The following is a 15,483-nucleotide window of genomic DNA, read 5'->3' on the forward strand; positions in this document are numbered from 1 at the left end:
CCGGTATGGCAGGTGAGCCACCGTGTGATGAGTATTGGTTCTGGCTCCATCAGCCCTCCTCCATTGCGATCCACGCCAAGGGGGTCGTGGTGTTGTTGACTCGCGCCAGATAGGCGGTGAACCCGCTGGTCGTGACACCCGATGCGCCCACTCCCACAACCGTGGTTCCGGGCACAGAAGTGAGCGCGGACACGACCACCTTGGGAGCGACAGAAAACCGCCCAGCAGGGAAGGTCACATACACGTTGCCCGTTCTGGTTCCCGATGACCCGGTGGGGGTGATGCTGACTTCCCCAGAGGCATGTGTCAGAAGCCCCGAGGTGATCTTGCCTGCCGTGCTGATCGTCAGAGGGCCCCACCGTCCCGAACCATCGCCCTTGACCTGGAAAGTAGCCGAGGCCGATTCCAGCACGGATGGTTCTGCACTCGGGAAGTCGTTGGTATCAGATGGTGCCGAACCGGACTGCCAGTCCGTGGGCAGCGTGTTGTACCACGCCACCGAGGTTCCTTCCCGCACCGACCAATTGGGTGTGCGGAAGTCGACCCGTGTGGGCTTCGTGGTCTTCTTCGCAATTGACGGGCTGATGTACCCAACACCTTGAGGCAGGGGTGCGCCGATGAATTTCAGTTTCGACCGGCGCGGCCACGTGAAGCGTACGGAGGGTCCGATGCGGGAGGTGTAGTCGTTGTATCCGTCATCGTTTTCATCGATGGACCACCGGTACGTGGCCCACCAGTCACCAGTCTCGTCACCCATGTTGATGTCGGCGTATTCATGGATGATCCCGGATGGGTCGAGGGTGCGGAACTTTCCGTCAGCCCACGCCACGCCGACCGCGCTGGCTGTGGCGGTGTCGAATGAGCCAGTGCCGTCCGATACGGCGTTCGTGTTGTAGGCGTACACGCGTCCCGGGCCGACCTTGTTGACGTAGATGCGGGCGGTCCCGTCATCGGCGGACCCGATATACACACCGGTGATACTGCCCTTGAAGTTGGTGTTGTTCTCGGCCACGTTCTTCGTGATCACGCCGGTGGTCTTGTTGAAAGTGCGGACTCTGAGTGTGCCGTTGTCCTGGGCGTGCGCAATGACCACGTTCGTGCCATCGTTGCCAATGCCCGGTTTGTAGGTGAGGGGGTTAGTCGGCGAGTACCCCATGTCCTCGAAATCGAACTTCCGCTTCTCGACACAGTTCAAGTCAGTGACCACGACACGTCCCGTGTACTGAGTCCTATAGAGGAAGAACAGCTCGCTGCCGATGCAAGTAACGCCGAAGAATTCTGTGTAACTCCCGCCGGTGGGGTATAGGTAGAACGACTCCGTAGCGCCGGTGGTCGCATTGATTTTGAGGACGGTCTTGAGATTCGAACCTTCCCACCAGCCGCTTCGTCCGACGGTCCAATAGTTGGTTCCATCCCATGCCAGACCGAGAAGCGGAACATCTGCAGGGTTCTCGAATTCCAGCCCGTCCCAGAACGTTTGCACAGTCGGCGGTGCGGTTGGGTCTGTGACACCAGCAGCCAAGGTGAGTTTCGCGCCCTGCGCGAGAGTGTTGTTTGCCTTGAACTCTGCACCCTCGTTTACGACGAGGGTTTCGGCCTCAACCTCACCCTTGAACGTGGAACCATCCGGGGAGAGTTCGGTGCGTACGTCCTCGTTCTCATCAATCACACGGATCGAATCAACACCAGCCACCCAACGGCGGCCAGACCGTGCAGACTGAATCGTGGGGGCGGTGATGACCATGCCGTTGATCGCATCCGCGTCGAGCTGTTCGGCGTAGATTCGCACGAACTGCGCGATCTTCGCCCAGAGTTCCTCCGACGCGGTGATCTTCGGTGCAGTCACGGCACCGGTGAGGATCGCGTTCTCACCGATGAACTCCTCAGCCTGTGCCATGCGGGCGACGACGACCTCAGCGAAGAGCTTCTTGATGACAGCTTCGGCGAGCGCGGCAGTACCGGCTTTGAGGTTGCCGACCTCGAGGACATCGGCGGCGAGGTGCGGAGTCTGAATGCCGCCGGGAGTGATGAGCGTTCCGTCGACCTGCTCCTTGATCGAGAGCATCCCAAGATGCCAAGTCGAGGCGTCTGAGGGATGAGTTGACGACGTGTATATCGTCGGTCTCGGGTACATGTGGACATATGCCGGGGACGGCGGAGTGCAGACTCCGATCACCTTGACCCAAGTGTCGACCGGGATCGTCGAGGGGTCCACTGTCCCGCCGTCGGCGAGTTGATTGGATATCGCTCCCCCCGTCGGGGTGGCATAGAAGTACGTCCGCAACTGCAATGAGGAGAGGTTAGCCACGCTCCCCGCCGTCCGACGGACCCAAGCCTCGACCCGGTAACGCTTTCCGTATTCCATGACGATCCGGGGAGCGACTCCCGCCGCACCGGTGCCGAGCGACGTCATGTAGATTGTCGATCCGCCGGAGGTAGGGGCGGACTTGAGCCCGAAGGTGTGACCGGTGAGAGCCGCCTCGGATGAGTACGAGAACGTCGCACCCCCGGTACTCGGTCCCCACCCGGCGCCTTCGGTGTCGAAGAAGGGGTTGTGAGTCATCTCGGACGCCCCGCCGATAAGGAGCTTCTCCCCGAAAATCGAATTGGAGCGGATCCGGTTCGCGACGTCGAGGAAACCCGCCGTGATCGTCGAAGCGTCCACATTGGACAGTGAAGCGCCGTCTACCTTGTGAACGGTCCAGCTCGTCCCGTTCCACTTGGACCGAGCGATCTCCCGGCCACCGGTGCCGAGGCTTGTGAGCTTGACCCACGTGTCACCGATCGTGCCGGAGTAGGACGCCGGAGGGTCTGACGTCGACCATTGAGTCGTCGTCTTCCCGTTGATCTTCGTTGTCAGCGTGCCCTCGAGAGCGTCGAGCTCGGCCATAGCAGCGTCGATCGCTTCCTGCCGGGCCTGCGCGATCTCATCCGAGATCTCCTCCGGATCCAGATCAGCGATGCCCGCGAGCTTGTCAGCGAGGGTTTGCTGACCTTCGAGGAGCATTTCGCCGGCGTTCTTGATCAGCGTCGTGGCGGCGTCGATCTCCTCGAGCACAATGTCGCCGTACCCCGGCACCTCTACATCCACCGGGGCGGACGGGGCAGACATTTTTCCAGCCTGCGACCAGGCGAGCATCTTGATTGTCCACGGTCCCTTGAGGACGCCGATCGTCACCTCACCGCCGGCAGCCGACACAATCGACCCACGAGCCGTAGCCCTGGACGGAACGAAGAACGGATCCTGTGAGGCATGCACCTCAGCACGCGACCAATCCGAAGGGGCGAGGGCATCCCCGTCGAAGTCACCGGACCAGTGGACGATGAACTTACCATGGTCGATGTCGACTGTGAACCCGACCGGTGTGGGTGGGGTAGGGCCGGAGATGACGTTGATGGTGTTGCCGCCGTCGTCCTGCTGGCCGATGGTCATTTTGAGGTTGCCGTCGGCGTCCATCGAATCGATTGCACCGTTCTCGATGGACGAGAGAGCAAGCTGCGGTCCGCCAGCGAGACCCCGGTACTGTTGCTTGAGGTTCTCGACGTCGCGGTAGAGGCGGTCCAGGGTCATTTGCTCACCTTCTCTGCGCGCATGACTTGCAGGGTCGTTACGTTGGTTTCCGGGCGGATCTGGATGCCGAGGATCTTCACCCACAAACGGCGCACTCCGGACCAGCCGTCGGCTGTCTCGAGGCGTATGTCGTCGCCGACGGAGTAGGAGCCCAACGGGGCGTGTTCGTGCTGTCGAACTTGGATTTCTGTGACGTCTGCCGTGCCGGTGAGGAGCTTGAGCTCGGCATCCGCGCGTTTCTGCGCAGCCGATGGGGTGGTGATTGATTTATCGATGATCACCGCATCCCGGCCGAGTCGTCCCGGTGACGGGTTCGTTGCGGGCTTCCACATCATCTTCGACCCCTCGCCAGCGCCGAGGACGACCACATCAGAGGCATAGGAATCCCCATCGATGTCGAATCGTGGCTGCGCGACGACGTTCTCGCCGACGACGAAGCGGAGGTCCGTTCGGCGAGCGCCGAGGCGTGGGTAGCCGTAGTGGAGGATGTGGCGGATTGCGGTCTTGTCGATGTTCCATTCGTGGGTGAGGGTGTATTCGAATGGGGCGAGGGATGCGAGGAGCTCGAATTCTTTGGCGAGGTCGTGGGTTTGGTAGTAGGCGAGGACGTAGGGGGTGACCTTGGTGGGGGTTTGGGTGGGCAGGATGGAGTCGTCGCCGATGAACATTTCCCGGGATTCGGTTGCGCCGGCGAATTCGACGCCGATGTTGAAGTGGGGGCGGGCTTGGGTGTGTTCCCACAGGTGTTTGGAGACTTTGAGCGGGTCGTCTCGTTCGATGGACTTCACCTCGGTGTAGCGGGTGTCGGCGAGGTAGCCGGTGTGGCCGATGCAGTCGAGCTGCAGTTTCGGGGTGTCGTCGTCGTGGTCTTGGAGGATTCCTCCGCCGCGGATGTGGCCGTCTTCTTCGGCGTAGATCGCTGTCGACCAGGGGACGAAGAGGTGGTTCCCGTCGTCGGTTTTCAGGGACGCGATTTCAGGGGTGATGGTTCCCTTGATGCCGCCGTGTCCGTTGACGACGGGGTTGACCTCCACGTTGGAGAGGGGCACGTTGAAGTTGAGGAACGTCTCGGTGCCGTCTCCGTTCATGCGGGTGGCGATGTATCGCCAGGTGCTCATTGGTGTCCGCCTGTCTCAGGAGCTCGATGGGTCAGCGACTTGGAGGAACGTGACTTTCAGCTGCACGAAGGAGTGCTGGTCGATCTTCGGGCGTGCCGAGTTTGCGCTGGCGTAGGAGACGCGGCCCTTCATCGCGAACACCTGGGTGGTGCCGCGAATTGCCTTCGGGATGTACATGTCGTCGACGACTTTCCAGTTCTTCCGCTCGGAGTCGTTGCCGGCGCCGGTGTTCCATCGTCCGTGCTGCGTCGAGTACTGACGGTTCCCGGGAGACGAGTACGGTCCGAACTCGACCCAGATGCCGCCGTAGGCGTTGCCGGCAGGCTCGTCGACTTGGATCCATTCGGCCTCGATGATCGCCCGTGTGGCATTGAGGGGAACGTAGATTCGCTGATCGGCTCCGTGGTTGGGGAACCATTCACCGTTATCACCCGTCGCCGTGAGTGTTTCCGCTTCGTCACTGTTGATGGGGCGAGCGCGGACGACGGGTGTGACGATGGGGTTGGCGACTTCGCGGATGTCGGTGAGCATTTCTTTTGTGATCGCCGCGGTGTTCGCCGGTTGGTCGAGCTGCACCAGGGGTGCCCAGGGATAGGTGATTCCGTTGAGAGTGGAGACCCATTCGTAGGTGTTGCGGGGGTCGTGGACCGGGTCTGCTGGTTCATCGTTTTCGTACTGTTCGTCGTGGATCGCCCAAATGAGGTACTTCACCTGGGCGCCCGCGGATCCAGTCGGTGCAACGGGAAAATCTGTACTGCTCTTCTCTCGCCCTGCATAGGACTGTCCGGCGCCATCTTCGCCGAGGTATGTGTTCGGAGAGACACAACCGCCAGATTCGATGCGGACGGCGGCACCGGGGACGGGCAGGGCAGAGACCTTCATGTCTCTGGGGAGGATGACTCCGCGGCCACCGTTCGTTGCAGCGTAGGTGGCCATGCGGGCCCCTTCGACGGAGTTCTCTGCTCCGCCGCCGACGGCCCAGGCTTGATCCAATGGCATGGTGGGTCTCCTTACAGTGTGGTGATGGTGGGCCGCCAGGTGACGGTGAGGGTGGATGTGCCGGACTGGTCTTCGCCCTTGAACGTGAGCTCGGAGGGTCCGGGCGGGATGGTGATGTCGTCGAGTCGAGTACCTGCTGTGATGAGGCCGGCAGCGGAGGCTCCGGTGTCCCAGAGGATGGTTTGTCGGCGAGCGTCGAGGGTGATGGATCGGTCGTGAGCGAGTGACTTCGTGAGACCGAACTCCCAATCGGGGCCCGAGGCGAGTGCTTTACCGACAGGTCCGTGAATGGTGACCTGCACATCGTGGGTGGGTGTGAGTCCGCCGCCGTCGGTGATGATGCCCTGCCTCGTCCCGCCGCGAGTGGTGGTGAAAGGGAACACGACAGGGAAGGTGAAACCGCCGGCAGCGCCGGGAGTCATCGTCATCGTCTTTGTCCGGGCGACACCGTCGACCATCTCGGCCGATGAGGGCTGGAACGTGGCCTTCGCCTTGATCGTTTCGAGGACGAACAGGTCCGTGGCGTCATCGAGCTTCAACTCGCGGGGGCGGCCGTAGATGCGGCGGGCGGTGCCGTGCATGTTGAAATCCAGGGGCAGTTCGGCGCCCGGAGTGTCGCGGATGTGCTGTGCCGCCCAGGCGTTGGCGAGGGCGAAGTAGTTCTCGGCTGCTTCGGCGGGGGTGGTGCCGGTGATGGTGAAGTCGAGGCCCCAGGGTTTCGGGTCGGCGTAGTCGCGGCCGAAGAACACGTTCGACCCAACCGGGTTGACGATGTCCTGGTCCCGCCACGCGATTCCCGGGGTGTCGATGCGAGAAAGGTAGACAGGGTGGCCGGGGCCTAACCGGTACCCGTCGAGGTCGAACTCGGCGTGGATGAGTGGGTTCATGAGTCAGCTCCGCATCAGGTTCGAGGATCGAGAGACACGGCGCTTCGAGTCTTCGTATCCGTTGGCGACAGTGGCGATGACGTACCCGGCCATGTCCTGGTCCCCGACCCGCAGCGTCATCTGCATGCCCTCGAACTCAGTCGCGAGGGCGCCGGCGGTGAGTTGGCTGGCGGCCGCGGTGGCGATCGCATCGATGGAGGCCTGGTCGAGGCTGATCGTGGACGGCACGGAGCGCATGAGCTGGTTCTCGATCGACACGGACTGCTGGTGAGGAATGACTCGCTCTCCGCCGCCGAAGTCGACGAGCTCACGGCCCTCCTCACCGACCCAGTGCAGGCCGGGTGCGGCGGAGAGTGTGCCGCGGGCGTATCCGCCGCGGCGGTCGTATGCCTTCGCCAGTGACCCGTACCGAGCCAGGGCGTAGGACATGGACGCGACGATGTTCGACATCGGGTCCAGGATGTTCTTGTCGTACGGTGCTCGGGCGTAGGCGCGGAACGTGGGCGGGATGACCTGCATGAGACCCTGCGACGGGTAACCGCGCTTCGCGTTGATGTCCCAGTTGTTGACCGCGTTCGGGTTACCACCGGACTCCTGGTTCATGCGACGCAGAGTGCGGCCCACGTTCGACAGGGGCTGGTTCATGAAGTTCAAAGCGGAGATGACCGTCGGCCGCCACCGCTCCACGTTCCCGCCAGAATCGCCCTCACCCTCGGTGAAGGTCTTCGCGTACTCCTTGGCCTGCTTGATCGATCCGGCGACGACCTTTTCCATGACACCGACACCGAGCTGCCCGGTGAGGGTGTTGCCGTCGAGCTTCTCGGAGTACTTCGCGATGAGTTCCTTGCCCTTGCGGCGGGCGGCCTTCTCGAGTTCCTTCTTGATGTCTCCCGTGTAGGAGACGTCGCCGAGGATGCCAGCGTCCATGGCCCCGCCACCGACGGCCTTACCCCGGTTGTCGGCGTGGAGGTGATCAAAGTGCCCGGCGGCTTTCCACAGGACGAACGCCCACGGAAACGCAGCCTTGAACGCGGCGATGTTCGCATCGAAGAACCGAGTCTCGATCGCGTTCTGCCCGCCGGGACCGTAGTTCACATCGATCGCGTTGTCGTTGTAGTGCTGCGAGTTCGGGGAGTGCCGACCGACCCTGCCCCAGTGCGAGTGTTCGCCGACTCTGGCGCCGCGCGCCTCCCACCACTTTCCGGCGGAGATGATGCCGCCGCCGGCGTAGCCCTCCCGGAACTGGTGCAACGGTTCACCGCGCAGTGCGGCTGCGTTGACCTTGTGCAGACGTTCCCGCTCGTACGGATCACGCATGGCTTCGGAGACGTACACGCCCTCGCCGGAACGCATCGGGGTGAGCTGGTCGTCACCGGCCGAGTACGGGGTGAACCCGGGGAGGATGCCGCCTCGAGCGAATCCGCCCTTGGGCTTCTTCACGCCGGAGAGCTTCACACCGACGGAACCGAAGGACTTGTTGATCTCCTTCGCGAACGAGTTCAGCACATCGGCTGTGCTGTCGAGGGACCCGCCGACGTCGCCGGGGATCTTCTCCATCGTCTTGTCGATGCCAGAGCGCATGCCGGAGAAGTTGGCCTTGCCGCCACGTTCAATCGCGCCGAAACCGGCGTCCGTGGTCTTGCCCAGGGTGGACAGGCGCGACGAAGCGTCCTTGTCCATGTTGCCCATGGTCGTGTCGACGCCCTTGCGCATGTCACCGGCCGTGGTGGTCGTCGACTTCTTGATCGCCGACCACTCATCCGACTGGGTCTTGCCCATCGCCTTGAGGTTCTTCGACTGATCGGAGGCCATGGTCTCGAGGTTCTTCACCTGATTCGAGACCATCCCCGACAGCGCCGTCGACTGCGTGCCGGCCATCGTCGACATCTTCGACGCCAGATCCGTGCCCATCACCGTGAGCCCGGTCGTCATCGTCTCCTGCATTCCCGTCATCGCGGCGAGAGTGCCGTCCTGACGGGCCAACAGAGACGCATCCGTGTCAGCGGTCATCTTGAGATACGCGGCCTCTGTGAGGGCCTGCATCGACGTGAGCGCTTCCTCAGTCGTTGCGACTGTGTCCTCCCACGACACATCCGCACCCAGCTGCGACCCGGCCAGATCAGTCGGCCCCTCGGCCGCCGGCGAGGCGAGCGCCGAGGTGGTGAGGGATGAGTCCGTGGTGGAGGAGAACGCAGGTTCGGTGGCGTACTCCGTGCGGATGGGGCCGAACGCGGAGACTGGTGGGACAGCTGCGAGGCCGAGCTTGGCAGCGGTGTCCTGGATGCGGGTGATGCCGTCGGTGAGACTGTTGTCGTACCCATCGATGGTGTCGACGCCGCGGGCGTACATGACCGTCGAGGGTGAGTGGATACCGAGGGCCTTCTTGAGGGAGTTCTCCATGCCCTTGGCGATCTTCTCGATCGTCTTCTCGACGGTCTTCTGCTGAGACTCGAGGCCTTTCACCAGTCCGGCGGCCGCGTTGACCCCACCGGAGTAGAAACCTTCGGTGACGTACGTGCCGGCCTGTTTCGAGTACTTCGCGATGTCTTTGTAGGAGGCGTTGATCGACTTCACGTCCGACGAGGAACCCTTGAGGAGTTCGTCGGCCATGGTGATTGATTCATCGATGGAACCCGCGCTGGCGACTTCCTGCAGGATCGCGCCACCGTAGCCCATGCTGGCGAGCTTCTTGAGCTTCCCAGCCAGTCCCTTCACCTTGGCTGCGGCGGCGGCCGCGTTCGTGCGCACGCCGGAGACTCCGGTGGTCTGCTGCCAGGTGCCGTTCTTGTCCTGCGCCCATTGCGAAGACACATCGAGCTCGTACGCCCGACCTTCGATCGACGACGATACAGAGGACTGGATCTGCTTGAGCTCGTCGAGCTTGTCCTGTGCCTTCTCGGTCTTCTTCTCGAGCCGATCCAGTGTGCCGTACAGCGATTTGAGGGACTTCTCGTACTGGCGAGCCTGAATGCCAGCACGGCGACGCGCGCCGCGGGAGAGGTCTTTGTTGTCGGCGAGGCCCTGCAGGCGGTCGACGGCGGAGTATGCGCCGGAGAGGCCACTGGTGACCTGTTCGCGGACGTCGCCGCGGCGGATGTCGGTGCGCAGGTCGGTGCGGAGTTCGCCGACGCGGGCGCGACGTTCGCGTTCTTCCTTGGCGCGTTCCTTCGCGAGTTTCGCTGCTTCCTCGGCCGCCTTGGTTTCGGCCTTGACGGCTTTGAGGTTCTTCTTCGCCGAGGTGAGCGCGTCTTCTGCCACGCGGACCCGTTTCGCGGCGGTGGCTTTCGTGGACTTCGACTTCGCGTCGGACTTCGCGCGGCGGGCGTCGCGGAGGTCGTCAGAGGCGAGGTCGACTCGGCGCTCGGCTGAGGCGATGCCGCCCTTGGCGAAGGGGATCGTGCCGGGCATGCGGGTGAGTGCCTCGGTGAGGATCTTCCAGGATCGGCGGGAACCGTCGAGGGGGACGTAGGCTTCGTCGACGTCCATGCGGTCGCCGACGACGCGCCACGTGTTCGGGGGCACCATCTCCGCGATCGGAGACATGGGGCGCAGGCCGCCGTCGGCCATGTACTCGAGGATGCCGCCGTCGGCCTTGAACTTCTGGACCGATTTGTTCTTCGGGTCCGAGGAGTAGACCTTCTCGTTGCCTTCCTGGCGAACGTGGACCTCGTTGACTCGCACCCAGACGGTCTTGTCCTTGACTCCGTCGATCCACTGCTGGATGTTCTTGAGCTTGGAGACGGCTTCACCGGTGTTGATCTTGACGTCGGTCTCGATCTCGTCCGGGGTCTTCACCAACTGGTCGACGTAGGCTTCCGCCTTCTTCTTCGACCCGAAGAACGCGGTCGCCTGCTCGACGAGCTTGTCGCGAAGCTTCTTGTGCTTCTTCGAAGCGTCCTCAGCAGACATGCCGTTCTCGATGTTCGCCGCCGTCGCCTCATTGATGCTGCGGGCCGCGGAGTCGAGCATGTCGTTGTTCTTGCGGCCGGCCTCGGTGGAGTCATCGATCGAGGTTTTTCCGGACTTGATCGCGGCGTCGAGGTCATCGAACGACGCCTCGACTTCACGGTTGGCTTTGCGCGCGTCGAGCTGCGCGGAACCGAACCCGCGGATCTCGTCGGCGAGAGACTTGATCTTGTCCTCAGTGGTCTCCGCGGTTGCGCCGAGCTCAGTGAGAGCATCAGCGTTGCCGTTCGCAGTGGCCTCGGCCTCGAGCATCGCCGGGGTGATCTCCCCGTAGGCGATCTTGAGCGCGATCGACTTCTTCTCCGACTCCGACATGGAGTTCGTGAACAGGCCAGCAGCCTCGGCGAGCGCGTACGTCTGCTTCTGATACTCCGGGAACTGGTCGAACGTCTCCTCGAGGGCGACACCACCTGCGCGGCCCTCGTACATGACCGCTTTGAACCCGTCCTGCGCGGACTGCAGGGAACCGCCAGTGGCGAGGTCGGTGACGGCCTTGTCCATGTCACGGAAAGCCTTCGTCGCCTTCTCCGCACCGGACTCGACACCGGGGATCCAACCAAGACCAGTGTTGATCTTGTCCGAGAACGTGGAGTTGTAGAGGCGGTCGAAAGCGCCAGCGAGGTTGTCGACCTCGGTGAAGGTGCCCTTCGTCTTCTCACCGACGACGGACACGTCCTGCATTTCCCGGTTGATGCCCTTGAGGATCTTCTCGGCGTTGCCGCCACCGTTGACGATCGCTTCCATGAACGCCGTCGGCGTGGTGTCGCGTTCCAGCGACTGCATGTGCTGAGACGCAGCCGCAGCGGCAGTACCAACAACGAGGAGACCCGCACCGGCCGCGGCAGCGACCTGGCCGACCTTGCCCAGGTTGCCCATCAGGTCAGGGAAGTCCGACTTGAGTTGCTTGAAACCGTCGATGACGTCGAACACCTTGGGAGCGAGCACCAGGAAGCCGCCCGCGGCGAGCCCAAGACCACCAGCAAGAGCACCGAATGCGCCTACAGATTCCTTGACCGGCGCGGGGAGGTTGCCGACCCAGTTCGCCAGTCCCTCGACACCTTCGGCGGCATCGGCGACGGCGGGGAGGAACACCTGGCCGAACCCGATCGAAGCGTCCTTGATCGCATTGCCTGCGATCCGCACCTTCGACTCTGCGGTGTCGTAACGTTTGTTCGCTTCCTCGATGAGGGCGATCCCGCGCACGTACTCCTCATTGCCGGTGGCGAGCGCGTCCTTGAGGACGTCGGAGGCGCTGGACAGGCGCAGCAGGGCGTCGGATTCGCGGATGCCGGTGATGCCGAGAGCAGTGAGGGTGCCGTTGACGTTCTCACCGGATGCCTGTGCCTGGCCGAGTCCCTTGACGAAGGTAGTGAGTGCGCCGGCGGCGTCGGTCTCCCACGCCTTGGAGAACTGGCCGGCGGACATGCCTGCGGTCTGAGCGAAGAGTTCGAGCTTGTCACCCTGGCCGGAGACCTCGTTGCCCATCTTCTTCATGACCATCGAGATCGCGGTACCGCCGGCCTCCGCGTCGATACCGACGGAGGAGAGAGCGGTGGCGAGGCCGAGGACGTCACCCTCGGTGAGGTTCGCCTGCTTGCCGGCACCGGCGATGCGCATCGCCATTTCCACGATCTCGCGTTCCGTGGTGGCGAAGTTGTTGCCCAGGCCGACGACGGCGGCACCGAGGCGGCCGACGTCTTTCTGGTTGGTGCCCATGATGTTCGAGAACCGAGCCAATGAGGTGGCTGCCTCTTCGGCGGAGAGGTTCGTCGACTCGCCCATGTTGATCATGGACTTCGTGAACATCAGGACGTTGCCGGTCTTGATGCCCAACTGGCCGGCCGCCTCGGCGACGGCCGCGATCTCCGTGTGGGTGGCCGGGAGTTCCTTCGACGCGAGCCGACGCAGACCCGATTCGAGACTGCCGAGCTGTTTCGCGGATCCGTCGACGGTCTTCGTGACGCCAGTCCAGTCGGACTGCCACGACATGGCCGCCTTGCCCGAGAGTGCGAATCCTGCCGCGGCTGCCGTGCCGAACCCGAGAGCGGCCTTACCAGCCGCGTCCCACGCTTGAGGGTGCTCCCTGGCTGACTTCTCCAACGAGGCCAGCTGCGCACGCGCAGGCGAAATGCCGTTGGCGTTGAGATCACGCAGTGCGCTCTTCGCCACACGGGTGCCAGTGACGACACCAGTGGAATCGAGCGAGAGCTTCCACGCTGCAGAACGATCAGCCAAGGGTCACCTCCTCAAGTAGTCGCGGTTGGGGGTTTGAGAATCGCGGACCACACGAGCGCGTCGGGGACGTCGTACTCGCGGTCCTTCTGGAACTGCCGCAGCGCGGTCGTTGCGTGGCATCTGGCCGGAGGGGGCACATCGAACCGTCCGGCGTTCTCGAGCGCCTGGCAGACGTCTTTCGGGTACCCGCAGATCGGGCAGAGACCGGCCCTGTACTCGGTGAGTGAGAGCATCCAGTTCCGTTGTGTCTCGTCCCATTCGGGTTCGGCTTGGGACGAGAGGAGCCGACCATCCTCGTCATAGACGTAGGTGGTGGTCGGCTCCCAGCCGTTGAAGCGTTTGACGCTGATGCCGAGGCGTTCTGCCGCCTCGACTTCGCGTCTTAGTTCCGGATCACGGCGGAGGCGATCGACGAAAAAGGGATCGCGGTCGCACCTCGGTTGATGTTGAGGGCCGCCATCGCGAATTCGCTGAACTGGGCATCAGTGAACTCGGCTGCCTCTTCGGCCCAGTCATCGCCGGTGAAGTCGACCTTCTCTCCGGTGGCCTTGTTCCATGCGTCCACGATCGACAGGGGCAGTAGCTCGTCACCGAACGTGTCAGTGTTGACGCCGAACGCGGTGTCGACGTCGTTATCCTCACGTGGGGGATGGTTGGCGACCACCTCGGCGTACTGGGCGCGCTTGAGTGCCTTGAGCTTCACGCAGACGGTGGACTCGTCCATCTGCGCCTCGATCTCCTGGATCTTCTTCGCCTGCTCGCGGATCTCCTTTGAGTACGCGGAGTTCAGACGATCAGCGGCGGACTGCACGCGGTTGAGACGTTCGAGCTCCTGGGACGCTGCCTGGTGTTCGGCGAGCAAATCGAGGTTCACGACGTGGTTGACGACGGTGGTGGGGCGGGTTGTGCCGAGCTTCGACATGGTGCTTCTCCTGTTCTCTCCTGTTTGGGTGGTGGGGTGATGCCCTGGCCGTGCGTGGACAGGAGAAAAGCCACGCACGGCCAGGAGTAGGGGTGGATCAGGCAGCCGCGACGATCGGCTTGTCCGTCTGCACATCCGCGAAGATGAACTGCGGGATCGTGGACCGGGTCACCGAGTTCGCCTCGGGTGCCAGCAGCTGCTTCTCACCAGCGGTGGCCGGGTAGATGCTGACCTTCTGGCCGACGGCGAACTCCTCCTCGTAAGGCACGCCGACACGCTCCACGAAGTAGCCCTGGGCGCCCTCGGTGATCGTCTCGACAGCCTCATTCGCGTCGGCTTCGTTGTCGGAGTTGGTGTTGTCGATGACGGTGATCGACAGACCCGGAGTCTTCCGGCCCGGGCGACCGAACTCCTGCCGCGAGCACATGCGCGGATCCGAGATCGTCGCCTGCTCCTTGGTCGGGTTCCAGCCGTCACCAGTCAGGTAGCAGCTGATGTCGAGAGCACCAGCGGCATTGAGCTCATCGAGCTTCGGAGCCTTGGTGTCTGCGATAGCCGGGACGTACACGACCTTGAAGTTGCCGTCCGCCGGCGTCGATGGAATTTCAGCCATGACATGGCCTCACTTTCTTGAGTTGGCCCGAGCCGGCTTCGACTCAGGTGTTTCGGCAGCCTCAGCGGGTGCTTCGGTCTGCGAGTCCGACGCCGGGCTGGTGTCGGACGGACCCTGCTCAGCGGCACGAGCCGACTTCACAGGGACGTGATGCTTCGGCGGCCGCGGCGAGCGCGCACGCGGATACCGGGCAGAATCGAGGAGTTCGAAGGCGGTGCCGATGCGGGGGTCGCCCTCCGGCACGTCGAACTGGTGCTTCGTGGTCTTGTCCTTCACACGGACGTACATGGGGCCTCCTGGTGTGGGCATGACGAAGGCCCCGCGCCGGGACGGTGCGAGGCCTGTGGTGGGTTGGGAGAGTCAGCTGCGGGCGGCGGTGAGTTCGTACTCGAGGACCGTGTACACCGGATGCCGGTTCGCGGTCGTGAGAGTGATCGACTCGTCTTCGACGATGTCGCGTGCGTTGAGCATGCGCACCGGGGAGAGTGACCATCCGGCCGCGGTGGGTCGAGCGCCTTCGAGAACCGGGTCGAGCTTGTCGACGATGACGCGGACCGAGGTGAACGTGATGCCGGCGATGGTGACGGTGATGCGGACGCGTTGCGCGTGCCTGGTACCGGCCATGGACCGGGAGAGTGTGTTCGGGATCTGGACGCGTGCCACGGTCCACGGGAACGCGGACTCGACGTACTGGCCGTTCTCGTTGGGCTTCACGGCCTCGAACAGTGTCCCTTCGGGGAACACGGCCTCGATCGCGTCGGAGAGGGCGAGGATGCTGCTCACAGTGCGTCTCCGAGCTTCTTCATGTACTCGTCGATCGAATCGAACTCCCTTTCGACTGGTCCGTCGAAGTCGAGAGTGCCACCGCCACCGTTCGCGCCGCCGAAGTAGGCGATGGCCGCGCCGGGGCCTCCGCCGGGATTCTTCCCGGTTGGTTTGTCGTTCTCCGGGCCGATCTCCACCTCAGTGGTGTTCTTCCGCTTCGTGGTGTCGTAGCTGATCTTCTTCGCGAACTGCTTGAAGTACCGCGACCCTCGGGCATCTTCCTGCAGGTTCTTCTTGATCTGCACGGCACCCTTGGCCAGCACGGCTTCCGCTTTTGAACGAACATCAGAGTCGAACTTGTCGAGCGCATCGACGAGGTTCTGAGTCTCTGAGGTGTCCAACGGCAT

Annotated in this window: 11 protein-coding genes; all 11 read right to left on the reverse strand. The window is 63.2% G+C overall.

Annotated elements, in window-relative coordinates; genetic code table 11:
- Window positions 1–49: 49 nt before the first annotated feature.
- The 11 genes from AC239G_RS16200 to AC239G_RS16250 all read right to left on the reverse strand — a co-directional run bounded on the left by AC239G_RS16200 (window position 50) and on the right by AC239G_RS16250 (window position 15,483).
- Window positions 50–3,571, reverse strand: coding sequence for a hypothetical protein (locus tag AC239G_RS16200; RefSeq protein WP_487489276.1), 3,522 nt, complete (start codon window positions 3,569–3,571; stop codon window positions 50–52).
- Window positions 3,568–4,689, reverse strand: coding sequence for a phage tail family protein (locus AC239G_RS16205; protein ID WP_487489277.1), 1,122 nt, complete (start codon window positions 4,687–4,689; stop codon window positions 3,568–3,570). Before AC239G_RS16205 ends, AC239G_RS16200 begins: the two co-directional genes overlap by 4 nt.
- Window positions 4,690–4,704: 15 nt before the next feature.
- The gene (locus AC239G_RS16210) at window positions 4,705–5,688 is read right to left on the reverse strand and encodes a hypothetical protein (RefSeq protein WP_487489278.1); all 984 of its coding nucleotides are present in this window, start codon (window positions 5,686–5,688) and stop codon (window positions 4,705–4,707) included.
- Between the two features lie 11 nt (window positions 5,689–5,699).
- Window positions 5,700–6,575, reverse strand: coding sequence for a hypothetical protein (locus AC239G_RS16215; protein WP_487489279.1), 876 nt, complete (start codon window positions 6,573–6,575; stop codon window positions 5,700–5,702).
- Between the two features lie 3 nt (window positions 6,576–6,578).
- Window positions 6,579–12,776: a phage tail tape measure protein gene (locus tag AC239G_RS16220; RefSeq protein WP_487489280.1), complete on the reverse strand. Its 6,198-nt coding sequence runs from the start codon at window positions 12,774–12,776 to the stop codon at window positions 6,579–6,581.
- An 11-nt stretch (window positions 12,777–12,787) separates the two neighbouring features.
- Window positions 12,788–13,009 (reverse strand): hypothetical protein, encoded by a 222-nt coding sequence (locus AC239G_RS16225; protein ID WP_173151344.1) that lies wholly within the window; start codon window positions 13,007–13,009, stop codon window positions 12,788–12,790.
- Window positions 13,010–13,158: 149 nt separating this feature from the next.
- Window positions 13,159–13,698, reverse strand: a complete 540-nt coding sequence (locus AC239G_RS16230; protein WP_487489281.1) for a hypothetical protein — start codon at window positions 13,696–13,698, stop codon at window positions 13,159–13,161.
- Window positions 13,699–13,795: 97 nt separating this feature from the next.
- Window positions 13,796–14,311, reverse strand: a complete 516-nt coding sequence (locus AC239G_RS16235; protein WP_487489282.1) for a phage tail tube protein — start codon at window positions 14,309–14,311, stop codon at window positions 13,796–13,798.
- 9 nt (window positions 14,312–14,320) lie between these two features.
- Window positions 14,321–14,599 (reverse strand): hypothetical protein, encoded by a 279-nt coding sequence (locus AC239G_RS16240; RefSeq protein WP_458311647.1) that lies wholly within the window; start codon window positions 14,597–14,599, stop codon window positions 14,321–14,323.
- Between the two features lie 72 nt (window positions 14,600–14,671).
- Window positions 14,672–15,094 carry a hypothetical protein gene (locus AC239G_RS16245; protein WP_487489283.1) on the reverse strand — a complete coding sequence of 141 codons (423 nt, stop codon included), beginning with the start codon at window positions 15,092–15,094 and terminating at the stop codon, window positions 14,672–14,674.
- A complete protein-coding gene (locus AC239G_RS16250) occupies window positions 15,091–15,483 on the reverse strand; it encodes a hypothetical protein (protein WP_487489284.1) in 393 nt (130 codons plus the stop codon). The genes AC239G_RS16245 and AC239G_RS16250 overlap by 4 nt, the downstream gene beginning before the upstream one ends.

This window comes from Brevibacterium sp. Lmc1 (genome assembly GCF_057654315.1).